General features: G+C 64.6%; 22 protein-coding genes and 1 riboswitch. Of the genes, 16 read left to right on the forward strand and 6 right to left on the reverse strand.

Annotated features, from left to right (window positions below):
• The first annotated feature begins 152 nt into the window (after positions 1 to 152).
• From KZZ07_RS19195 to KZZ07_RS19235, 10 genes are all read left to right on the forward strand, one after another.
• Entirely contained in the window at positions 153 to 497 is a 345-nt protein-coding gene (locus tag KZZ07_RS19195; protein WP_219516498.1) for a hypothetical protein, read from the forward strand.
• A complete protein-coding gene (locus tag KZZ07_RS19200; protein WP_219516499.1) occupies positions 490 to 1,101 on the forward strand; it encodes a DedA family protein in 612 nt (203 codons plus the stop codon). The genes KZZ07_RS19195 and KZZ07_RS19200 overlap by 8 nt, the downstream gene beginning before the upstream one ends.
• Before the next feature lie 155 nt (positions 1,102 to 1,256).
• Entirely contained in the window at positions 1,257 to 1,568 is a 312-nt protein-coding gene (locus KZZ07_RS19205; protein ID WP_219516500.1) for a co-chaperone GroES, read from the forward strand.
• Between the two features lie 70 nt (positions 1,569 to 1,638).
• Positions 1,639 to 3,282 carry a chaperonin GroEL gene (gene groL, locus KZZ07_RS19210; RefSeq protein WP_219516501.1) on the forward strand — a complete coding sequence of 548 codons (1,644 nt, stop codon included), beginning with the start codon at positions 1,639 to 1,641 and terminating at the stop codon, positions 3,280 to 3,282.
• A gap of 180 nt (positions 3,283 to 3,462) precedes the next feature.
• Complete coding sequence (locus KZZ07_RS27790; RefSeq protein WP_255564452.1) at positions 3,463 to 3,588, forward strand: ATP-dependent Clp protease adaptor ClpS; 126 nt, start codon at positions 3,463 to 3,465, stop codon at positions 3,586 to 3,588.
• A gap of 14 nt (positions 3,589 to 3,602) precedes the next feature.
• A complete protein-coding gene (locus KZZ07_RS19215; protein WP_255564453.1) occupies positions 3,603 to 3,908 on the forward strand; it encodes an ATP-dependent Clp protease adaptor ClpS in 306 nt (101 codons plus the stop codon).
• 28 nt (positions 3,909 to 3,936) lie between these two features.
• Positions 3,937 to 4,266 (forward strand): hypothetical protein, encoded by a 330-nt coding sequence (locus KZZ07_RS19220; protein ID WP_219516503.1) that lies wholly within the window; start codon positions 3,937 to 3,939, stop codon positions 4,264 to 4,266.
• A gap of 91 nt (positions 4,267 to 4,357) precedes the next feature.
• Entirely contained in the window at positions 4,358 to 5,482 is a 1,125-nt protein-coding gene (locus KZZ07_RS19225; RefSeq protein WP_219516504.1) for a DUF8173 domain-containing protein, read from the forward strand.
• Positions 5,483 to 5,525: 43 nt separating this feature from the next.
• Complete coding sequence (rnhB, locus tag KZZ07_RS19230) at positions 5,526 to 6,155, forward strand: ribonuclease HII (RefSeq protein ID WP_219516505.1); 630 nt, start codon at positions 5,526 to 5,528, stop codon at positions 6,153 to 6,155.
• A gap of 88 nt (positions 6,156 to 6,243) precedes the next feature.
• On the forward strand, positions 6,244 to 7,359 hold the full coding sequence (locus KZZ07_RS19235) for a site-specific DNA-methyltransferase (RefSeq protein WP_219516506.1): 1,116 nt from the start codon (positions 6,244 to 6,246) through the stop codon (positions 7,357 to 7,359).
• 105 nt (positions 7,360 to 7,464) lie between these two features.
• Here the strand turns inward: KZZ07_RS19235 and KZZ07_RS19240 are convergent, their stop codons facing one another.
• Positions 7,465 to 8,073: a 3'-5' exonuclease family protein gene (locus tag KZZ07_RS19240; RefSeq protein ID WP_219516507.1), complete on the reverse strand. Its 609-nt coding sequence runs from the start codon at positions 8,071 to 8,073 to the stop codon at positions 7,465 to 7,467.
• 153 nt (positions 8,074 to 8,226) lie between these two features.
• Between KZZ07_RS19240 and KZZ07_RS19245 the strand changes: the two genes are divergently transcribed.
• The 3 genes from KZZ07_RS19245 to KZZ07_RS19255 all read left to right on the forward strand — a co-directional run bounded on the left by KZZ07_RS19245 (position 8,227) and on the right by KZZ07_RS19255 (position 12,002).
• Positions 8,227 to 8,910 (forward strand): cupin domain-containing protein, encoded by a 684-nt coding sequence (locus tag KZZ07_RS19245; protein WP_219516508.1) that lies wholly within the window; start codon positions 8,227 to 8,229, stop codon positions 8,908 to 8,910.
• A gap of 55 nt (positions 8,911 to 8,965) precedes the next feature.
• Positions 8,966 to 9,856 (forward strand): DMT family transporter, encoded by an 891-nt coding sequence (locus KZZ07_RS19250; protein ID WP_219516509.1) that lies wholly within the window; start codon positions 8,966 to 8,968, stop codon positions 9,854 to 9,856.
• 133 nt (positions 9,857 to 9,989) lie between these two features.
• Positions 9,990 to 12,002, forward strand: a complete 2,013-nt coding sequence (locus KZZ07_RS19255) for a methyl-accepting chemotaxis protein (protein ID WP_219516510.1) — start codon at positions 9,990 to 9,992, stop codon at positions 12,000 to 12,002.
• Positions 12,003 to 12,011: 9 nt separating this feature from the next.
• On the opposite strand, the gene aroC is transcribed toward KZZ07_RS19255, so the two are convergent.
• A complete protein-coding gene (aroC, locus tag KZZ07_RS19260) occupies positions 12,012 to 13,115 on the reverse strand; it encodes a chorismate synthase (protein ID WP_219516511.1) in 1,104 nt (367 codons plus the stop codon).
• 56 nt (positions 13,116 to 13,171) lie between these two features.
• Entirely contained in the window at positions 13,172 to 13,345 is a 174-nt protein-coding gene (locus KZZ07_RS19265; RefSeq protein ID WP_219516513.1) for a hypothetical protein, read from the reverse strand.
• A 118-nt stretch (positions 13,346 to 13,463) separates the two neighbouring features.
• Positions 13,464 to 13,575: riboswitch (TPP riboswitch) on the forward strand.
• A gap of 44 nt (positions 13,576 to 13,619) precedes the next feature.
• Here KZZ07_RS19265 and thiB point away from each other — a divergent pair.
• Genes thiB through KZZ07_RS19280 form a run of 3 tightly spaced genes read left to right on the forward strand, consistent with a single transcriptional unit; the run spans position 13,620 to position 16,790 of the window.
• Entirely contained in the window at positions 13,620 to 14,606 is a 987-nt protein-coding gene (thiB, locus tag KZZ07_RS19270) for a thiamine ABC transporter substrate binding subunit (RefSeq protein WP_219516514.1), read from the forward strand.
• Positions 14,582 to 16,099, forward strand: a complete 1,518-nt coding sequence (locus KZZ07_RS19275; protein ID WP_219516515.1) for a thiamine/thiamine pyrophosphate ABC transporter permease ThiP — start codon at positions 14,582 to 14,584, stop codon at positions 16,097 to 16,099. Before thiB ends, KZZ07_RS19275 begins: the two co-directional genes overlap by 25 nt.
• Entirely contained in the window at positions 16,086 to 16,790 is a 705-nt protein-coding gene (locus tag KZZ07_RS19280; protein WP_370631207.1) for a thiamine ABC transporter ATP-binding protein, read from the forward strand. The genes KZZ07_RS19275 and KZZ07_RS19280 overlap by 14 nt, the downstream gene beginning before the upstream one ends.
• Positions 16,791 to 16,871: 81 nt before the next feature.
• Here the strand turns inward: KZZ07_RS19280 and KZZ07_RS19285 are convergent, their stop codons facing one another.
• From KZZ07_RS19285 to petA, 3 genes are read right to left on the reverse strand one after another with little or no spacing between them, the layout of a single operon-like run.
• The gene (locus tag KZZ07_RS19285; RefSeq protein ID WP_219516516.1) at positions 16,872 to 17,648 is read right to left on the reverse strand and encodes a cytochrome c1; all 777 of its coding nucleotides are present in this window, start codon (positions 17,646 to 17,648) and stop codon (positions 16,872 to 16,874) included.
• A gap of 20 nt (positions 17,649 to 17,668) precedes the next feature.
• A complete protein-coding gene (gene petB, locus KZZ07_RS19290) occupies positions 17,669 to 19,015 on the reverse strand; it encodes a cytochrome b (protein ID WP_219516517.1) in 1,347 nt (448 codons plus the stop codon).
• Positions 19,016 to 19,027: 12 nt separating this feature from the next.
• On the reverse strand, positions 19,028 to 19,624 hold the full coding sequence (gene petA, locus KZZ07_RS19295; protein WP_219516518.1) for a ubiquinol-cytochrome c reductase iron-sulfur subunit: 597 nt from the start codon (positions 19,622 to 19,624) through the stop codon (positions 19,028 to 19,030).
• Positions 19,625 to 19,791 lie beyond the last annotated feature (167 nt).

Genomic DNA, 19,791 nt, shown 5'->3' on the forward strand with positions numbered 1-19,791 from the left:
CACGATTCCCCCGTATTGATCTGTGGCCAGCCTAGGGATGCGCGCGTCGAAAGGGCAATCGCCGCGACGGAAACACTGCGCGGCTGCGTGTCACTGCTGCGTCATGCGGCAGGATGCGGTTAGTCTGCGGGCAGTCATGCAGGAGGCGGAAAATGCGACGCTTGTGGCGCGAGGCGCCCTTTCTGACGGCCGGGCTGGTCGTTGCGCTGCTGGTGGCGGCGTTCTTTGCCTTTCGACTGGTCTCTGGGATGATGTTCTGGGCCGATCCCCGGCACCAGGACATGACCATCGCGCCCTGGATGTCGCCACGGTTCGTCGCGATGAGCTGGGACGTCCCGCGCGAAGTGGTGATCGAGGCGCTTCAGATGACGCCGGACGGCCAGGGGCCGAGGCCGCTGGCGCGCATGGCAGAGGAGCGCGGCGTCCCGGTGCAGGCGCTGATCGACGACTTGGAAACGGCGATAGCCGACTGGCGCAAGACGCATCCGAATGAGTGACTGGGCCTTTGAACTCGTGTCCGCCTGGGGGCTTTGGGTGGTGGCGGGGTCTGCCTTTCTGTCCTGCCTGGCGGTGCCGGTGCCCACCTCTCTGGTGATGCTGGCGGCGGGGGCCTTTGCCGCGGCGGGTGACCTGGTGCTGTGGCAGGTTTGGCTGTCGGGCTGGCTGGCCGCCCTAGCCGGGGACAACACCGGGTTTCAGCTTGGGCGTTGGGGTGGGCGGCCTTTCCTGGGATGGGTGGCGGATCGCTCCGGGCGGCAACGGCTGATGGTGCGGGGCGAGGCGGTGGTCGAGGCGCGCGGCGGGGTCGGCGTTTTCCTGTCGACCTGGCTGCTGGCGCCTCTGGGACCCTGGGTGAACGTGATCGCCGGGACGTTGGGCCTGTCCCGCTGGCGGTTCGCGGCCTGGGACACGGCGGGAGAGACGATCTGGGTGACAGCCTATGTCGGCCTCGGCTTTGCCTTCGGATCGCAGATCGACCGCGTGTCCGAAGCGGTCAGCGACTGGGGCGGGCTGGTTGCGGCCCTGGCTGTGGCGGTGGGCTTTGCCGTGGCGCTGGCCATCAAGCTGCGACGGCGCAAGAGGGCGCGCGCGCGGGGCTGAGCCGGTTGCCGACAATTTTCTCACAGGCTCTTGTTGACTCGGGCCACGCCATTCCTTAACTCACAGCCGTTAGCACTCGCCTGGTGTGAGTGATAACGGGGTCTGCCCATGCAGGGGGGCCTCACGGGAGTAACTTTGAGCTAGGAGACTCGAAGATGGCATTCAAACCGCTTCATGACCGCGTGCTGGTCCGTCGCGTTGAGAGCGACGACAAGACTGCTGGTGGGCTGATCATTCCCGACAGCGCCAAGGAAAAGCCGGCGGAAGGCGTGGTTGTCGCGTGTGGCGAAGGTGCACGCAAGGACAGCGGCGAGCTGATCGAGATGGCCGTGAAAGAGGGCGACAAAGTCCTGTTCGGCAAATGGTCCGGCACCGAAGTCACCGTTGGTGGCGAAGAGCTGCTGATCATGAAAGAAAGCGACATTCTGGGCATCATCACTGACGACGCAGCCGCAGCCGCGGCCTGAACGCCTGTCGTGATCGAGGGCGGCCCCACGGCCCCCTGAAATGACCCTATCTGTCTACTGGAGAAGATAAATGTCCGCAAAAGACGTGAAATTCGATACCGACGCCCGCACGAAGATGCTCAAGGGTGTCAACATCCTGGCCGACGCGGTCAAGGTGACCCTGGGCCCCAAGGGCCGCAACGTGGTTCTGGACAAGTCGTTCGGCGCCCCGCGCATCACCAAGGACGGTGTCTCTGTCGCCAAGGAAATCGAACTGGAAGACAAGTTCGAGAACATGGGCGCGCAGATGGTGAAGGAAGTTGCTTCCCGCACCAACGACGAAGCCGGTGACGGCACCACCACCGCGACCGTGCTGGCCCAGGCCATCGTCAAGGAAGGCATGAAGGCGGTTGCCGCCGGCATGAACCCGATGGACCTCAAGCGCGGCATCGACCTGGCCACCGGCAAGGTCGTGGACGCGATCAAGAACGCTGCCCGTACCGTCGAAAACTCGGACGAAGTTGCCCAGGTCGGCACCATTTCGGCCAACGGCGAAGCCGAAATCGGCCGTCAGATCGCTGACGCGATGCAGAAGGTCGGCAACGAGGGTGTCATCACCGTCGAAGAGAACAAGGGCCTCGAGACCGAGACCGACGTTGTCGAAGGCATGCAGTTCGACCGTGGCTACCTGTCGCCCTACTTCGTCACCAACCCCGACAAGATGATCGCAGACCTCGAAGACTGCATGATCCTGCTGCACGAGAAGAAACTCTCGTCGCTGCAGCCGATGGTTCCGTTGCTCGAGCAGGTGATCCAGTCGCAGAAGCCGCTGCTGATCATCGCGGAAGACGTCGAAGGCGAAGCGCTGGCGACTCTCGTGGTCAACAAGCTGCGCGGCGGCCTGAAAATCGCAGCCGTCAAGGCACCGGGCTTCGGCGATCGCCGCAAGGCCATGCTGCAGGACATCGCGATCCTGACCGGCGGCCAGGTGATCTCGGAAGACCTCGGCATGAAGCTCGAGTCGGTGACGATGGACATGCTTGGCACCGCCAAGAAGGTCACCATCACCAAGGACGAGACCACCATCGTCGACGGCGCTGGCGAAAAGGCCGAGATCGAGGCACGCGTGTCCCAGATCCGGACCCAGATCGAAGAGACCACCAGCGACTACGACCGTGAAAAGCTGCAGGAACGCGTTGCCAAGCTGGCAGGCGGTGTGGCCGTCATCCGCGTCGGCGGCATGACCGAAGTCGAAGTGAAAGAGCGCAAGGACCGTGTCGATGACGCTCTGAACGCGACTCGCGCAGCCGTGCAGGAAGGCATCGTCGTCGGTGGCGGTGTGGCCCTGGTGCAGGGTGCCAAGGCTCTCGACGGGCTGACTGGCGCCAACAGCGACCAGAACGCCGGTATCGTGATCGTGCGCAAGGCGCTCGAGGCGCCGCTGCGTCAGATCGCCGAGAACGCCGGTGTCGACGGGTCGGTCGTTGCGGGCAAGATCCGCGAAAGCGACGACCTGAAGTTCGGCTACAACGCGCAGACCGACGAATATGGTGACATGTTCAAGTTCGGCGTGATCGACCCGGCCAAGGTTGTCCGCACCGCGTTGGAAGACGCGTCCTCGATCGCAGGCCTGCTGATCACCACCGAAGCGATGGTGGCCGACAAGCCGCAGAAAGAAGGCGCAGCAGCCGGCGGCGGCATGCCCGACATGGGCGGCATGGGCGGCATGATGTAATACGGCGGTTTTCCCTACGGGGAAGCCTGCCGGTGCGGCAGACGCCTGCCGCACCGCCATCAGATCACGCAGGGGCGCCTTCGGGCGCCCCTGTTCGTTTCCGGGGGTGGGGACTGGACCGGGAGACAGGGTGACCTGTCACTCTGGCCTGACAGCGAATGTCAGCCAGGGAGATGCGCCATGAGCGGGATCGCAGCGCCGCCCAGGACCGAGAAGACCACCCGGGCCGAGCGCCCGAAGCTCTACAAGGTCATCCTGCTGAACGATGGTTTCACCCCCCCCGCGATTTCGTGGTGGAGGTGCTGAAGGGCATCTTTCGCATGACGGAGTCCGAGGCGCCGGGCGTCATGCCGACCGCGCATCGGCGTGGCGCCAGCGTGGTGGCCGTCTTTACCCGCGAAGTCGCGGAAACCAAGGCGCGGCAGGGCAATGACGCGGGCCAGTCGACGGGCTATCCCCTGACCTTCACCACCGAGCGCGAAGACTGGGAGAGCCGGGAAAATGCGATTCCCGGCCGTTGGTTGGCCATATTCGGGCATGTTCCGCGCGTTCAGGCTTGCCGCTGCATGGCGCACGCGTACAACTTTCAAGAGATCGGGGCTCGTCGCGAGCCTGCAATCTGTTAGACTCTTTCAACACGATAACGAGGAAGCCATGAGTCGGCGCGATGCGAGAAAGGCCCTTGTCCTGGGGCTGCCAGAGCCGCTGCGCAAGGCGCTTGTCCGCCAGTCCGGGGCGCATGTTCCTCTGGCCTATCTTGTGCGCCAGACATTGCGCCGGGCCCTGGATGCCGGGATCGGCTGGGACAAGACCGTCACTTCGAGCGACCGCCGTCCGTTTCTTGTCCAGCTCAGCTGCGAGGAGCGCGCGCGGCTGGAAATGTGGATCTCTTCGCGCAAGGTGACCGAGGAAGAGGCAGTGCTGTCCCTGATCTCGGCCCTGCTGGAAGAAGAAGCAGGCGCACCCGAAACCAAAAAGGGTTGAGCCTACTCCCTGACCCGCGCTTTAAGGCAGCGCAGGGCGTCTGCGGTGATGCGTCGCCCGGAAGATGCCCGATGCGGCAGGGAGTTTGTGCATGTTGAAAAATCTGCTGGTGATCCTGGGCCTGATGCTGGCCGTTCCGGCCCTGGCACAGGACGAAGAGGCCGTGCTGGGCAATGACGTCTACAAGGCGGGCCAATCCGTTCGCATGGACGAGGACGGCCGCGATGACGCCTTCCTGGCTGGCGAACGCGTGCGGCTGGCCGCGCCCGTCACGGGCAACGCGCATATGGCGGGCCGTTGGGTCGATATCGGCGCCGATCTGGGCGGCAGCCTGTATGCGGCGGGTCAGCGCGTCCGGATCGAGGGCGCGGTGGCCGGGGATGCCGCCGTGGCGGGCTACACGGTCGCGGTCGATGCTCCGGTTGGGGGCGACCTGCGCGCCTTTGGCTCTGAGGTCTCTGTGACGGCAGCGATCGGCGAAAGCCTGATCCTGAACGGCGAAATCGTGGAACTGGACGCCCCGGTGACGGGTGACGCCGTGATTTCGGCGCGCGAGCTGACCTTTGGGCCTGGCGCCCGGATCGACGGCACGCTGACCCTGTACGAGGAAGAGGTGGGCACGCTGGTGGTGCCAGAGGCGGTGGTTCCGGAGGAACGGGTCACGCGCGTAAAGCTGCGGTTCAAGCGCGTCAGTGGCGCGTTCCAGCATCCCGGCAGGGGCGACAAGCGCAGCTTTGGCGAAACCGTCGGCGACTACCTGGCCTGGGGTGTGATCATCGGCCTGATCGGCGCGGTTGCGGCCCTGATCGCGCCCAAGGCGATGGGCAGCTTGGCCGATGACCTGTTGGAGCGTCCCTTCCGCAGTGTCCTGTCGGGCTTCCTTGGGCTTTCGGTCTTGCTGGGTGGGGGCGTGCTGGTGGCGCTGACCATGATCGGCATGCTGCTGACGCCGTTCTTTTGGTTGGCGGCCGTGGCGCTGGGCCTCGCCGGACTCGTTGTCGGGGCCTACGGTCTGGGGGCCAAGGTCATGAGCTTGGCCCCCGCCTTTTCCAAGCCGTGGATCGGACGTGTCCTGGCGGCGTTCGTCGGCGCCCTGCTGACGGCCGTGATCGGGCTGGTGCCCTTCCTGGGCTGGATCGCCATGATGGCCATTCTGACGGCTGGGGCCGGGGCGCTGTCGAAACGCCTGCCGATCCTGTCGCGGCTGGCGGACTGATCCCGGGCTTGCCTCGGGGCGGACCTTCGGGTTCAACCGGGACATGGCATTGACGATGGAACTGGAAGAGTCGCTCTGGGCGCGCGGATGTACCTGCGTGGCCGGGGTAGACGAAGTGGGACGCGGGCCGCTGGCAGGGCCGGTGGTGGCTGCCGCGGTCGTGTTGAACCGCGCCTCGATCCCCGAGGGGCTGAACGACTCCAAGAAACTGTCGGCAAAGCGGCGCGCCTTTCTGACCCCTCTGCTGCGTCAGAGCGCGCAGGTGGGGCTGGGCGTGGCCAGCGTCGAGGAAATCGACGCGCTCAACATCCTCCAGGCCAGCCTGCTGGCGATGCGGCGCGCGGTGGCGGCTCTGCCGGTCGTGCCCGACCATCTGTTGATCGACGGCAATCGCCTTCCGGTGGATCTGCCCTGCCCGGCGATCCCGGTCGTGGGTGGGGACGGGCGTTCTCCATCCATCGCGGCGGCCTCAATTGTGGCAAAAACCTGGCGCGATGATGTCATGAAAGAGGCCGCGACCCAGTTTCCCGGATACGGTTGGGAAACAAACGCCGGTTACCCGACAAAGTGTCACAAATCTGCACTCCGAGATTTGGGGGTTACCCCATTTCATAGACGTTCCTTCGCTCCCGTGCGCGATATCTTGTGGCAAGCGAAAAACACAAGTGACTGATTCAAAAATAGAATTGACCACGAATCACCTTTGACTCATCTTTTGCCCAACCAATGAGCGCACAAGCGCCGCGGGACAGAGGCAGAGAATGACAACGATGACCAAGGTAACGGGCGCAAATGCGCTCCCTATCAACACGATCCTGTCCGGGGACTGCATCGAGGTGATGCAGAGCCTGCCGGAGTCCTCGGTGGACCTGATCTTTGCCGATCCACCCTACAACCTGCAGTTGAAGGGCGCGCTGCATCGCCCCGACAATTCCCAGGTGGACGCGGTCGATGACCACTGGGATCAGTTTTCGAGCTTTGCCGCCTACGACAGGTTTACCCAAGACTGGCTCGCAGCGGCGCGCCGATTGCTCAAGCCCGACGGGGCGATCTGGGTGATCGGCTCTTATCACAACATCTTCCGGGTGGGCGCCGCGCTGCAGGACGCCGGTTTCTGGATCCTCAACGATGTTGTCTGGCGCAAGTCCAACCCGATGCCGAACTTTCGTGGCAAGCGCTTCACCAACGCGCACGAGACGATGATCTGGGCGTCCAAGGGCGAAGGTGCGAAATATACCTTCAACTACGAGGCGCTGAAGGCGCTCAACGAAGGCATCCAGATGCGCAGCGACTGGGTCCTGCCGATCTGCAACGGCGGCGAACGGATCAAGGACGCCAACGGCGACAAGGCGCATCCGACGCAAAAGCCGACGTCTCTGTTGCACCGTGTGCTGGTCGGCTCGACCAAGCCGGGTGACGTGGTGCTGGATCCGTTCTTTGGCACCGGCACGACCGGCGCGGTGGCCAAGATGCTGGGCCGCGACTGGATCGGGATCGAACGCGAGGCCGCCTATCGCGAAGTCGCGGAAAAGCGCATCGCCAGCGTGCGGGCCTTTGACAAGGTCGCGCTGGAGGTCAGCGCTTCGAAACGCGCCGAGCCGCGCGTGCCCTTTGGCCAGGTTGTCGAACGCGGCATGCTGCGCCCGGGCGAGGAACTGTGGAGCATGAACGGCCGTCACAAGGCCAAGGTCCGCGCCGATGGCACATTGATCGGCGATGACGTCAAAGGCTCGATCCACCAGGTCGGCGCTGCGCTCGAAGGCGCGCCTTCGTGCAACGGCTGGACCTACTGGTGCTTCAAGCGCGACGGCAAGACCGTGCCGATCGACGTCCTGCGGCAGCAGATCCGGTCCGAGATGGCCGAACGGTCCGACTGACCGTTTCCCGAAATCAAGACGAACACCGCCGATGCCGCGCATAGCCCGCGGCACGAACTGGCCCCGCTTGCCCTATGGCAGGCGGGGCATTTTTTTGCGCCGGACTCAGGCGAAATCCCGTGCGCTCAGCCGGTTTGCCCGAAGGTGGTGTTGCAGGACGTAGGTCACCGACAGGGCGTCATCCAGCGCATCGTGGCCGCGCAGCGGCGGGTGATCCAGTTTGTAGTAATCCGCCAGCCGGTCGCTGCGGGTCTGGCGCAGGTCCTCGTAGGGCATCCCGGCCTTCAAGAGCAGGTCGCAGGCATTGCCGAATCGGGAGGCGGGCAGGGGGGCGGGGATGCCTTCAACGTAGCAGCTGATGGCGACCATGTTGAATTCGTCCTTGCCCCAGGACCACAGCCGCTTGCCCTCGGCGAAGTCCCGCGTGCGGGCCAGGGCTTCGGCCAAAGGCAGCCCCTCGGTGTCGACCTGCTCTTGGGTGATCCCGGTCAGGCGGCTAAAGAACGGGTCCAGCTGCCAGGGCGCCCCGTGCCGGTCGCGCGGGGTCACGTACAGCCGCAGCGTATCCAGCAAAGGGAAATCCTCGCTCAGCCCCAGCTTGGCCACACCGATCTGGGCAACGACAGGATCGGGATCGTAGGGTCCGCACCAGAACCGCGACGGGGACCCCTCTGCCGTCAGGAACTCGCAGTCGAAAATTAGGGCGAAACTCATCCGATCCACTCCACTAAAACGGGACTGGCGCCACGCTAGTCGCGGTCGGCACAGGCCACAACGGGATTTGCGCGCCAAAGCTGGTCAGCGGCGGTGGACAGGCTAGACTGCGGTACGCAAAGGGTGCACGAGATCAGCCGCAGGAGGCGTGAGATGGAACTGAATGCCGATTTCTCGAAACGGGTGGTGATCCGGCCCGAGGAGTATCAGTGGCGCCCCTCGCCGGCCAATGGCGTCGAACGGATGATGCTGGACCGGATCGGCGATGAGGTGGCGCGCGCCACGACCATCGTCCGGTTCGCGCCGAACAGCCAGTTCGACGCGCATACGCACGGCGGTGGAGAGGAATTCCTTGTGCTGCAGGGTGTGTTCTCGGACGAGCACGCGGATTACCCGGTTGGCAGCTATGTGCGCAATCCGATCGGCACCTCGCACAGGCCCCATATCGGTCCCGAAGGCGCGACGATCCTGGTCAAGCTGTGCCAGTTCGACGCCACCGATACCGAGCAGAAAGCGATCCCCACGCGGGATGCGGAATTTGAGGAAGTGGCGCCGGGTCTGAGCCAGTTGCTGGTCCACGACGTTCCCGGAGAGACCGTGCGGATCGTGCGCTTTGCGCCGGGCACGCGGCTGGACCCGCATCGGCACCGCCGGGGCGAAGAGGTCTACGTGATCGAGGGGCGCCTGCAGGACGAACACGGCAGCTATCCGGCGGGCAGTTGGATCCGCAGTCCCGACGGATCCGGCCACGCGCCGTTTTCAGAGGACGGCTGTCTGCTCTACATAAAGACCGGCCATCTGCCGGCCCTTTCCGACGGGAGCAAGGCCGCAGAGTAACGGGCGCGCGCAAACCGGCCTTTCGGTCGCTTGCGAAAGCGCCTAATGCTTTGGCATGGATATTCGCGCGATCTTGATGGGCCTCGCCTTCGCGGTGATGTGGTCCTCGGCTTTCACCTCTGCCCGCATCATCGTTGCGGCGGCGCCGCCGCTGTCGGCGCTGGCGCTGCGCTTTCTGATCTCGGGCCTGCTGGCGGTGGTGATCGCCAAGGCGATGGGCCAGAGCTGGCGGCTGACCCGGGGCCAGTGGCGCGCGACAATCGTCTTTGGCATCTGCCAGAACGCGCTTTACCTGGGGCTGAACTTTGTTGCCATGCAGACGGTCGAGGCGTCGCTGGCAGCCATCATCGCCTCGACCATGCCGCTGCTGGTGGCGCTGACCGGATGGCTGTTCCTGGGAGAGAAGCTGCGACCGCAGGCGCTGTTCGGGCTGGTTGCGGGCATGGCGGGGGTGGCAATCATCATGGGAGCGCGGTTTGGCGGTGGGCTGGACATGATGGGCGTGCTGCTCTGTGTTCTGGGTGTCATCGCGCTGACCGTCGCCACGCTGTCGCTGCGCGGGGCGACCTCGGGCGGGAACTTCATGATGGTGGTGGGGCTGCAGATGCTGATCGGCAGCGCCGTGCTCTGGGTGCCTGCCCTGACACTGGAGACGGTGCAGGTCGACTGGTCGGTCTCGCTGATCGCGGCCTTTGTCTATACCACACTGGTGCCTGGCCTGGCGGCGACCTTTGTCTGGGTCCTCCTGGTCAACCGGATCGGCGCGGTGCGCTCCGCGACCTTCCATTTTCTCAACCCGTTTCTGGGCGTGGCCATCGCAGCGGTCTTGCTGGGAGAGGCGTTGCGGCCGCTCGACCTGCTGGGTGTGGCGGTAATCGCGGCCGGCATCCTGGCGGTGCAACTGGCCAAGATCCCGGCCTCCGAGCGCGAAACTGTCAAGAATTGAACGAGAAAATCCGCCGGTGAGGAAAGTTTTGTTTACCTGCTCCCCGTTAAACCCGCTCTGACGCGTGGGCAAATTGCCCGTGGAACAGATGTAAGGGCGATTCATGGGAAGGTTTTCGATCCGAATTCAGGTCATGTTGCTGGCATCGGCCTTTATCGTGACACTACTTGTGCTCTCGGTCATTTCATGGACGGTGAAATCCGAACTCACAGGCAAGCTGTACCAGAACTCCGACATGTTCGCGCAAAGCGGCCTGCTGGACGATATTACCAACAGGATGCAAAGCGCGGAACTGGCGATGATGCTCTTCGTGGGCGGTGACGATGTCAAGATGGAGGACATGCGGGCCGAGCTGACCGCCATGGCCGACCGCTTGGCCGAAGTTCCGAACAGCTTTGCCGATACCCGCGTGACCGAGGCGCAGCGCCCCGAGATGGCGACACAACTCGCCGGTTTGGCAGAACGAATGGCCGCGCTGGACACCGAGGTCGAGACGCTGGCCGGGCTGACACTGTTCGACCGCAAGGCCTTTGCCTACAGGGCCATTCTGCCCACGCTGGAGGAAACACGTAGCGAACTGTTGGCAATGACCGATGAACTGGCCGCGGACGTGACCCAGCTGGAAATCGAGGCGGCCGCCGTCGCCGCAGCCTCTGACATCAAGCAGCTGCTTGGGAATGGGCTGGTGGTGGCGGTTGCGCTGATCCTGGCCTTCATCTTTGGCAGGTCACTGTCTCTGCCGATTCAGCGCGCCCGCGACGCTGTCGCGCGCCTTGCTCAGCACGACTACGAGGTCGAACTGTCAGACACCGCGCGCGTGGACGAGGTGGGGATGATCTCGCGCAACCTTGAGGAGTTGAGGGACAAGCTGCAGGCCGCAGATGCTGCCGAAAAACGCATGATTGCCGAGAATGGCCGTCGCGTAGACCTGTTCCAGGCCTTCGGCGCCGCGATGAGTCAGTTGCGGAGCGGCGATCTTCAGAATCGTATCGACGAGGAGGAATGGCGCGATCTCGGGGAGAGCTACGTGCAGCTCTGCGCCGATTTCAACAGTCTGGCCGATACGCTGGACGATCTTGTCGGCTCTCTCCGGCAAAGCGCCGACGCGGTGACGAGCAACGCCAACGACCTGTCCAGCATGTCCGACGAGATGTCGCGCCGTTCCGAGGTGCAGGCCGCAACGCTGGAGGAATCGGCCGCCGCGCTCGACGAACTGTCAGCCAGCGTTCAGTCGGCCTCGGCCCGGGCGCAGGACGTCGATACCAAGGTGGTCGAGGGCCGCCGCCGGGCGGAGCAGGGCGGCGAGGTCATGGCGCGGGCGCTCGAGGCGATGGGGTCGATTGCGAAATCCTCCGAGCAGATCTCGCAGATCATCACCGTCATCGACGACATCGCCTTTCAGACCAACCTGCTGGCCCTGAACGCGGGGGTCGAAGCGGCACGCGCGGGCGAGAGTGGAAAGGGGTTTTCCGTGGTCGCCTCCGAGGTGCGGGGGCTGGCGCAACGGGCGTCGGAATCCGCAAGCGAGATCAAGGAACTGGTGACGAACAGCAGCAAGCAGGTGGAAGACGGCGAAAAGCTGGTTCAAGAGACCAGTGAAACCCTGACCCATATCGTCCAGAGCGTGACCGAAGTGTCCGAAATGGTTTCCGGTATCGCAATCTCGGCCCGCGACCAGGCCAGTGGCGTGCAGGAAATCAACGCCGGTGTGGGCGAGCTGGACAAGGTGACACAGCAGAACGCCGCGATGGTCAGCCAGACCAATGCCGCCAGCCAGCAACTGCGTGTCGAGGCCACGCGCCTGTCCGACGTGCTGGCTCATTTTTCGGTCCAGGATCTGCCGGATGCCGCGAATTCCTGGGATGAACCAACTGCGGAGGCTTTCACGGCGGAGCACGCCGACCCGGAGGCGCAAGGGCCAGAGCATGATCTTGAGGTTCTGCCCCACGATGAGCAGGGCGCCTATGACGACATGATCCCGGATGCGCAAACGCTGGTGCATGGCAGCTGGGCCGCCGAAGACCTGGAGCCATCGCCCGTCGAAGTGGAGGTCGCAGAGGTCGACACCTTCGAGCGGGCCGCACCGGAACCGGCTCCGGCCTATAAGAAGGCGGTTGGTGACGACGCCCAGTGGAAGGATTTCTGAGGCGCCTCCTCAGCCCCCGATGCGTCCGCCCGCGTCGCCGACCTGACCGCGATGCAGCAGCAGGTGATCGAGCAGGACACAGGCCATCATCGCTTCGCCCACCGGGACGGCGCGGATGCCCACGCAGGGATCGTGGCGCCCCTTGGTGACGATCTCGGTCTCTTCGCCGCTCAGGGTGATGGTCTTGCGCGGGGTCAGGATGGATGAGGTCGGCTTGACCGCGAAACGCACGACGATTTCCTGTCCGGTCGAAATCCCGCCCAGGATGCCACCCGCGTGGTTGGAACTGTAGACCGGGCCGGTCTCGCCCATGAAGATCTCGTCGGCATTCTGGCTGCCGGTCAGCGCGGCCGAGGCCATGCCTTCGCCGATCTCGACCCCCTTGACGGCGTTGATCGACATCATCGCCGCGGCCAGGTCGGTATCCAGCTTGCCGTAGACAGGGGCGCCCAGGCCGGCTGGCGCGTTGCGGGCGACGACCTCGATGATCGCGCCCACGCTTTCGCCCGATTTGCGCAGTCCACTCAGATAATCTGCCCAGTCTTCTGCCGCCTGCGGGTCCGGGCACCAGAAGGGGTTGGCATCGATCTGGGCATCCTCGAACCGTGCCCGGTCCACGCCATGGTTGCCCATCTGCACCATGTAGCCGCGGATCTCGATCCCCGGCAGCAGCGTCGTCAGCGCAGCACGGGCCAGCCCGCCGGCGGCCACCCGTGCCGCGGTTTCCCGCGCCGAGGATCGCCCGCCGCCACGATAGTCGCGCAACCCGTATTTCTGGAAATAGGTGATGTCGGCGTGTCCGGGGCGGAACTTCTGCGCGATCTCGGAATAGTCCTTGGACCGCTGGTCGGTGTTCTCGATCATCAGCTGCACCGAGGTGCCAGTGGTCCGCCCTTCGAACACGCCGGAGAGGATCCGAACCGCATCAGGCTCGCGCCGCTGGGTCGTGAACTTGTTTTGCCCCGGCTTGCGCCTGTCCAGCCAGTGCTGCAGCTGGGCCTCGTCGATCTCGATCCCCGGCGGGCAGCCATCGACCGTGGCTCCCAGAGCCGGCCCGTGGCTTTCGCCCCAGGTGGTCACACGGAAGAGATGTCCGAATGTGTTCAGGCTCATGGCTGCGTCCCCTTCGTTTCCGCGCGGGATACGCAAGCCGGGGCGCAAAGCCAAGACTATTCGAGCCCGTCGCGCCGTCTCTGGGCGAATTCACCCACGGCATCCGTCGCGCGATCTACGGCAATAACGATGAAGGTGGAAAGCCAGAGCGGTATTTCAAAGGCCGCGATCCAGCCGAAACAAAGATAGATGAGCCAGATAAGCCCCAGCTCGAGACATAGAATGATCAAACGCGTTTTCCCAAAGGCGCCTCCTTTCTCCTGAATTTTCGGGATGATTAATACTTACCATAATACGTTGAAAATATCACGGTTTTTCTTGATGTTCCGTTGCGTCGCGACTAGGGTCCGCCCTACCTCGGGGTGGCGGTGCATGAACCGTCTGAGATTTCCGTATGTCGGATCAACCCGTTGAACCTGAACCGGTTAACACCGGCGGAGGGAAGGTATGGGCCCGGACACGGGACTCCAATCTTGCCCTCGCGCCGCAATATTGGAGGACTCAATGAAGTCACTTGCCTTCACTGTTGCCGCGGGATGTCTCAGCGCCGGCCTCGCAATGGCCGAAACGCCTGTCCTGACGGTCTATGCGCCCGATTATTTCGTCTCTGAATGGGGGCCCGGTCCGCGGATCGAGGAACTGTTCGAGGCGCGCTGCGACTGCGACCTGCAATTCAAACCCGGCGACCTTCTGCCCCGTATCCTGCTGGAAGGGGACCGGACCGAGGCCGACGTCGTGATCGGCCTGAACACCGATGTGACGAAAAAGGCCCGCGACTCGGGGCTTTTTGCCGAACATGGTGTCGACCTGTCGCCGCTGACCCTGCCGATCGACTGGACGGACGAGGTGTTCCTGCCCTTCAACTACGGGCACACTGCCTTTGTCTACGACAGCACCCGCGTGGATGCGCCGCCGGCCAGTTTCGATGCGCTGCTGGAGGCGCCCGACGATCTGCGGCTGGTGATCCAGGATCCGCGCACCTCGATCTCGGGGCTGGCGCTGGTGCTCTGGGTACAGTCCGTTTACGGCGACAAGGCGCAGGACGCCTGGGAGAAGCTGGCGCCCAAGATCGTCACCGTGACCAAGGGTTGGTCCGAATCCTACGGCCTCTTTACCGATGGCGAGGCCGATATGGTGCTGAGCTACACGACCTCGCCCGCCTATCACATCATCGCCGAAGAGGATGAGACCAAGAAGGCCGCGATCTTCCCCGAGGGGCATTATTTCATGGTCGAACTGGCGGCCCGATTGGCCACCAGCGACCAACCTGAACTGGCCGGCGAGTTCATGGAATTCATCCTGAGCGAAGATTTCCAGAGCATGATCGCCACGGGCAACTGGTCGATCCCCGCCGCGCTGGACAGCGCCAAGTGGCCGGAGGGTTTCCAAAAGCTCGACCTGCCGGAAAAGGTGCTTTTCTACTCCGAGGATGAGGCGGCAGACCTGCGCGGCGAGGCGATCGAGGCATGGCGCCGCGCGCTCTCGCAATAACTGCAGCCCTGGCCCTGGCGGCATTGACGCTGGGGCCGGTGGGCGTGGTCCTGGCCCGTGCCGGGGGCTTTGGCGCCCTTGGCCCTGGCGACTGGCAGGCACTGCGGTTCACCCTGTGGCAAGCCTTTCTGTCGGCCAGCGTCAGCGTTGTCCTGGCGGTGCCTGTGGCCAAGGCCCTGGCACGGCGGCGCTTTGCTGGGCGCGGGCTGCTGGTGACGCTGCTGGGGGCGCCGTTCATCCTGCCGGTCATCGTGGCTGTCATGGGGTTGATCGCTGTTTTCGGTCAGGCTGGGCTGGTGAACAGGCTGCTGGGCGCGCTGGGGGGCCCGAACCTTGATATCTACGGGCTGCACGGGGTTGTTCTGGCGCATGTCTTCTTCAACCTGCCGCTGGCGGTGAGGATGCTGTTTTCGGCCTGGGCGGCGGTCCCGGCCGAGCATTTCCGGCTGGCGGCGTCGCTCGGCTTGTCGCCTCGCGCGCAATGGCGGGTCATCGACGCGCCGCTGATCCTGCGCGTGTTGCCGGGGGCTTTTACGGTGATCTTCGTGATCTGCCTGACCAGCTTTGCGGTTGCGCTGACGCTTGGGGGCGGGCCACGGGCGACAACGGTGGAACTGGCGATCTACCAGGCGATGCGGTTCGATTTCGATCTTGGCCGCGCGGCGGCGCTGGCGGTGATGCAGCTGGTTCTGGCGCTGGCGGCGGGACTGGTGGCGCTGCGTGTCGCGGGGCAGGCCGGGTTCGGCGCCGGGCGTGACCGTATCCTGTCGCGCTGGGACGGGCAGGGCGCCCTGGCGCGCGGCTGGGATGCCGCATGGATCGTCGCGGCGGCGCTGTTCCTGTTGGTGCCCTTGGCGGCGGTTGTCCTGCGCGGTCTGCCGGGGCTTTTTCTGATCACGCCGGACACGCTGCGGGCGGCGGGGCATTCGCTGATGGTTGCGCTGGGCTCGACGGCGCTTTGCATGGCCTGGGCCCTGCCATTGTCCACCCGGCGGGGCGAGTTGCTGGCCCTGCCCGCCATCGCGATTTCACCGCTGGTTCTGGGGACGGGGTTGTTCCTGATCCTGCGCAATTTCGTCAATCCGTTCGACATGGCATTGCCTGTTACGGGTCTGGTCAATGCGCTGATGGCGTTGCCCTTTGCCCTGCGTATCCTGCGGCCCGAGGCAGAGGCGGTCACGCGCGACTATGGCCGCCTGCGGGCGAGCCTGCGGATGACGTCCCTGGCCTGGCTGCGGCTGGTCTGGCTGCCCCGGTTGCGGCGTCCGATGGGCTTTGCCGCCGGGCTGACGGCGGCGTTGGCGATGGGAGACCTGGGCGTGATCGCGCTTTTTGCCGATCCGGACCGGGCGACCCTACCGCTGCAGGTCTATCGCTTGATGGGATCCTACCAGATGGAGGCAGCGGCCGGCGCGGCGCTGCTGTTGTTGTTTACCAGCCTGGGCTTGTTCTGGCTGTTCGACCGGGGAGGGCGCCTGGGTGCTGAAACTTGAAGACCTGAAAGTGACGATGGACAGCGGCATGCTGCGGGCGAACATGGCGCTGGTTCCGGGACGCCGCGTGGCGCTGGTCGGGCCCTCTGGCGCGGGCAAGTCCACGCTGCTGGACGCCATCGCCGGTTTCCGGGAGGCAGCAGGCGGGCGCGTGACCTGGCAGGGGCGCGACCTGACCCATGTGCCGCCACAGGCGCGACCCGTGTCGATCCTGTTCCAGGACAGCAACCTGTTCCCGCACCTGACGCTGGAAAGGAACCTGGGCCTTGCCCTGCATCCCGACGGGCGCCGCCCGGATGCCGAGGCGCGTGCGCGGATCGAGGGCGCACTGCGGCGCGTGGGGCTGGACGGGATGGCCGGACGCAAGCCGGGCACCCTGTCGGGCGGTCAGCAGGGCCGCGCGGCGCTGGCCCGGGTGCTGCTGATGGCGCGTCCGGTGATCTTGCTGGACGAACCCTTTGCCGCCCTGGGACCCGCGCTGAAACGCGAGATGCTGGACCTTGTGTGTGAGGTCGCCGATAGCCTGGCGGCGCTGGTGGTGATGGTCACGCATGATCCGCGCGACGCAGAGGGCTTTGCCCATGAGGTCGTGCTGGTGGCGGAGGGGCGGGCACAGGCGCCCGTGGCGTCGGATGCCTTCTTTGCCGATCCCCCGCAGGCCTTTCGCGATTACATCGGGGTGGCGGGGTAAACCCCGCCCTACGCGATCCCTCGCCACAAGAAAAAAGCCCCGCCGGATCGGCGGGGCTTTGTCATGTTCGGCTGGTCCGGATCAGACAGTCGGCTTGCGCTTGATCGGGGCCCAGAGGCGCTTGTTCACCAGGTAGAGCAGCACCGAGAGCACCACCAGGAAGAACACGCCGACAAAGCCCGCCTGCTGGCGCTGCATCATCTTGGGTTCCGCGGTCCACATCAGGAACGCGGACACGTCCTGTGCGATGTGGTGCAGCGAGTTGGCGTGACCATCGTCGAACTCGGTGTCTTCGCCGTAAAGCGGCGGCGCCATCGAGATCCAGCCACCCGGGAAGGCGTGGTTTTCATAGAGGATCGCGCCTGCTTCGCTCTTCTCCTCGCCGGTGTAGCCGGTGAGCAGCGAGGCGATGTATTCGGCGCCACCCATGCCCTTGAACATCTGGTTGATGCCCAGACCGTAGGGGCCGTGGAACCCGGCGCGCGCCTTGGCCATCAGCGACAGGTCCGGTGCCCCGGCCGAGGTGTTGGCCGGGAAGTGGTCGGTCGGCTTGGCCGGACGATAGTCGTCAAGCTCGGGGTCGAAGACCTCGAAGTTGGCGGCATAGGCGATGACCTGCTCTTCGCTGTAGCCCAGCTGTTCGAGGTCACGCAGCGGGACATACTGCAGGCCGTGGCAGGCCGAGCAGATCTCGGTGTAGACCTTGAGACCGCGCTGCAGCTGGTTCTGGTCCCAGGTGCCGAAGGGTCCTTCGAACGAGAACTTGAAGTCCTCGACGTGGGCCTCGCCGCCGGCGGCATGAGCGCCACCGGCCAGACCGAAGGCCACGAGGGCCGCGAGGGTGAGTTTCTTGAACATCTCTTACGGTCCTTCTTGTCTTATTCCGCCGGGGTCGCAGCGCCTGCGCCCTTGGCCTCATCCTTCGGCGGGTAGTGCGCGTCGAAGTCGGCCTCGATGGTGTCGGGCTGGGCCAGCGGCTTTTCGATGACACCCAAGAGCGGCAGGATCACCAGGAAGTAGGCGAACCAGTAGGCCGAGGCGATCAGCGAGAAGCTGGCATAGGGCTCTTCCGCGGGCATGGCACCCAGCCACATCAGCGCGAAGAAGTCGATGACCAGCAGCCAGAACCACCACTTGAACATCGGGCGATACCGACCGGACCTCACCGAGGAAGTGTCGAGCCAGGGCGCCAGAGCCATCACGATGATCGCGCCGAACATCGCCAGCACGCCAAAGAACTTTGCGTCGATGATGCCGCCGGTCACAAAGGAAGCCAGCTGCACCAGCCAGACGTCCGAGGTGAAGGCCCGCAGGATCGCGTAGAAGGGCAGGAAGTACCATTCCGGGACGATGTGCGCGGGCGTCGCCAGCGGGTTCGCCTCGATGTAGTTGTCCGGGTGGCCCAGATAGTTCGGCATGAAGCCGACGATGGCAAAGAAGATGGCCAGGATCACGGCCAGCGCCAGCAGGTCCTTGATCACGTAGTAGGGCCAGAACGGAACGGTGTCCTTCTCGGCCTCGGCCTTGGATCCGCGACGCACCTCGACACCCGTCGGGTTGTTGTTGCCGGTGGTGTGGAAGGCCCAGATGTGCAGCGCGACCAGCGCCGCGATGACCATCGGCAGCAGGTAGTGCAGCGAGAAGAAGCGGTTCAGCGTGGCGTTGTCCACCGCCGGTCCGCCCAGCAGCCAGGTCTGGATCGGCTCACCGATGAAGGGGATGGCGCCGAAGAGGCCGGTGATAACCGTCGCACCCCAGAAGGACATCTGACCCCAGGGCAGAACGTAGCCCATGAAGGCGGTGCCCATCATGCAGAGGTAGATCAGCATGCCGATGATCCATGTCACCTCTCGCGGGGCCTTGTACGAACCATAGTAGAGGCCGCGGAAGATGTGCGCGTAGACGGCAACAAAGAACAGCGAAGCGCCGTTCATGTGCAGGTAGCGGATGAAGTGACCGCCGTTCACGTTGCGCATGATGTGTTCGATCGAGGCAAACGCCAGGTCGACATGCGGCGTGTAGTGCATCACCAGGACAACCCCGGTGGCGATCTGCAGAACGAGGCAGAACGTCAGGATGATGCCCCAGACCCACATCCAGTTCAGGTTCTTGGGGGTGGGGATCATGATCGTGTCGTAGAGCAGACCGAGGATCGGAAGGCGGCTATGCAGCCACTTTTCTCCGCCGGTCTTGGGCTCGTAATGGTCGTGCGGGATTCCAGCCATGTCTTGTGCTCCTTAACCCAGCAGGATTGTGCCGTCTTCGACCCAAGAGGCCGGGGGGATCGGAAGGTTACGCGGTGCCGGTCCTTTGCGGATTCGGCCCGCCATGTCGTAGTGCGATCCGTGGCAGGGGCAGAACCAACCGCCGAATTCACCGGCGTTGCCCAGAGGCACACAGCCGAGGTGGGTGCAGACGCCCATCTGGACGACCCAGGATTCTGCCGCTTCGCCTTCGGGCGAAGGCATGGTCCGGTTGGCGTCGGTGGCCGGGGCGCCCGCATCGATGTTCTCGTTGTTGGCCAGCGGATCGACAAGCGCCGGGGCCGAGCCGTCGGCGATCGCGGCGTCCTGGGCCTTGGCCTCGGCGATCTCCTCCTCGGTCCGGTGACGGATGAAGACCGGCTTGCCCAGCCACTTGACCGTAAGCTGCGTGCCGGGCGCGACGCCCGAGACGTCAACCCGGATCGTGGACAGGGCACGCACGTCCGCCGAGGGGTTCATCTGGTTGACCATCGGCCAGACGGCAGCGCCGGTCGTAACGACCCCGGCGCCGGCGGCGGCGTAGTAGAGGAAATCCCTTCGGGTGCCTTCGTGGTCTTCTGCGTGGGACACGAGGTTCGCTCCATTGCTGTAGGGGCCGTCGGCCCGCGGTAAAACCCATGGTTTCCGGAGCCTCGAAAGACTCCGGACCCCGCTCAGGGTCGGTATCTAGCCGGGAGGCCGTGAGGGGTAAAGGATGCAAAAGGCTCACACTCCATGCTCGCGCGAATCTGTCGCGG

The sequence above is a fragment of the Mameliella sp. CS4 genome (genome assembly GCF_019392335.1).
GTDB lineage: Bacteria > Pseudomonadota > Alphaproteobacteria > Rhodobacterales > Rhodobacteraceae > Antarctobacter.

Coding starts and splice junctions, on each gene's coding strand:
- KZZ07_RS19220 (WP_219516503.1), top strand. CDS start 3,937: ATGAGTCGGCGCGATGCGAGAAAGGCCCTTGTCCTGGGGCTGCCAGAG.
- KZZ07_RS19195 (WP_219516498.1), top strand. CDS start 153: ATGCGACGCTTGTGGCGCGAGGCGCCCTTTCTGACGGCCGGGCTGGTC.
- rnhB (WP_219516505.1), top strand. CDS start 5,526: ATGGCATTGACGATGGAACTGGAAGAGTCGCTCTGGGCGCGCGGATGT.
- KZZ07_RS19245 (WP_219516508.1), top strand. CDS start 8,227: ATGGAACTGAATGCCGATTTCTCGAAACGGGTGGTGATCCGGCCCGAG.
- groL (WP_219516501.1), top strand. CDS start 1,639: ATGTCCGCAAAAGACGTGAAATTCGATACCGACGCCCGCACGAAGATG.
- thiB (WP_219516514.1), top strand. CDS start 13,620: ATGAAGTCACTTGCCTTCACTGTTGCCGCGGGATGTCTCAGCGCCGGC.
- KZZ07_RS19215 (WP_255564453.1), top strand. CDS start 3,603: ATGACGGAGTCCGAGGCGCCGGGCGTCATGCCGACCGCGCATCGGCGT.
- KZZ07_RS19200 (WP_219516499.1), top strand. CDS start 490: ATGAGTGACTGGGCCTTTGAACTCGTGTCCGCCTGGGGGCTTTGGGTG.
- KZZ07_RS19255 (WP_219516510.1), top strand. CDS start 9,990: ATGTTGCTGGCATCGGCCTTTATCGTGACACTACTTGTGCTCTCGGTC.
- KZZ07_RS19240 (WP_219516507.1), bottom strand. CDS start 8,073: ATGAGTTTCGCCCTAATTTTCGACTGCGAGTTCCTGACGGCAGAGGGG.
- petB (WP_219516517.1), bottom strand. CDS start 19,015: ATGGCTGGAATCCCGCACGACCATTACGAGCCCAAGACCGGCGGAGAA.
- KZZ07_RS19205 (WP_219516500.1), top strand. CDS start 1,257: ATGGCATTCAAACCGCTTCATGACCGCGTGCTGGTCCGTCGCGTTGAG.
- KZZ07_RS19250 (WP_219516509.1), top strand. CDS start 8,966: ATGGATATTCGCGCGATCTTGATGGGCCTCGCCTTCGCGGTGATGTGG.
- KZZ07_RS19285 (WP_219516516.1), bottom strand. CDS start 17,648: ATGTTCAAGAAACTCACCCTCGCGGCCCTCGTGGCCTTCGGTCTGGCC.
- KZZ07_RS19225 (WP_219516504.1), top strand. CDS start 4,358: ATGTTGAAAAATCTGCTGGTGATCCTGGGCCTGATGCTGGCCGTTCCG.
- KZZ07_RS19275 (WP_219516515.1), top strand. CDS start 14,582: ATGGCGCCGCGCGCTCTCGCAATAACTGCAGCCCTGGCCCTGGCGGCA.
- KZZ07_RS19235 (WP_219516506.1), top strand. CDS start 6,244: ATGACAACGATGACCAAGGTAACGGGCGCAAATGCGCTCCCTATCAAC.
- KZZ07_RS27790 (WP_255564452.1), top strand. CDS start 3,463: ATGAGCGGGATCGCAGCGCCGCCCAGGACCGAGAAGACCACCCGGGCC.
- aroC (WP_219516511.1), bottom strand. CDS start 13,115: ATGAGCCTGAACACATTCGGACATCTCTTCCGTGTGACCACCTGGGGC.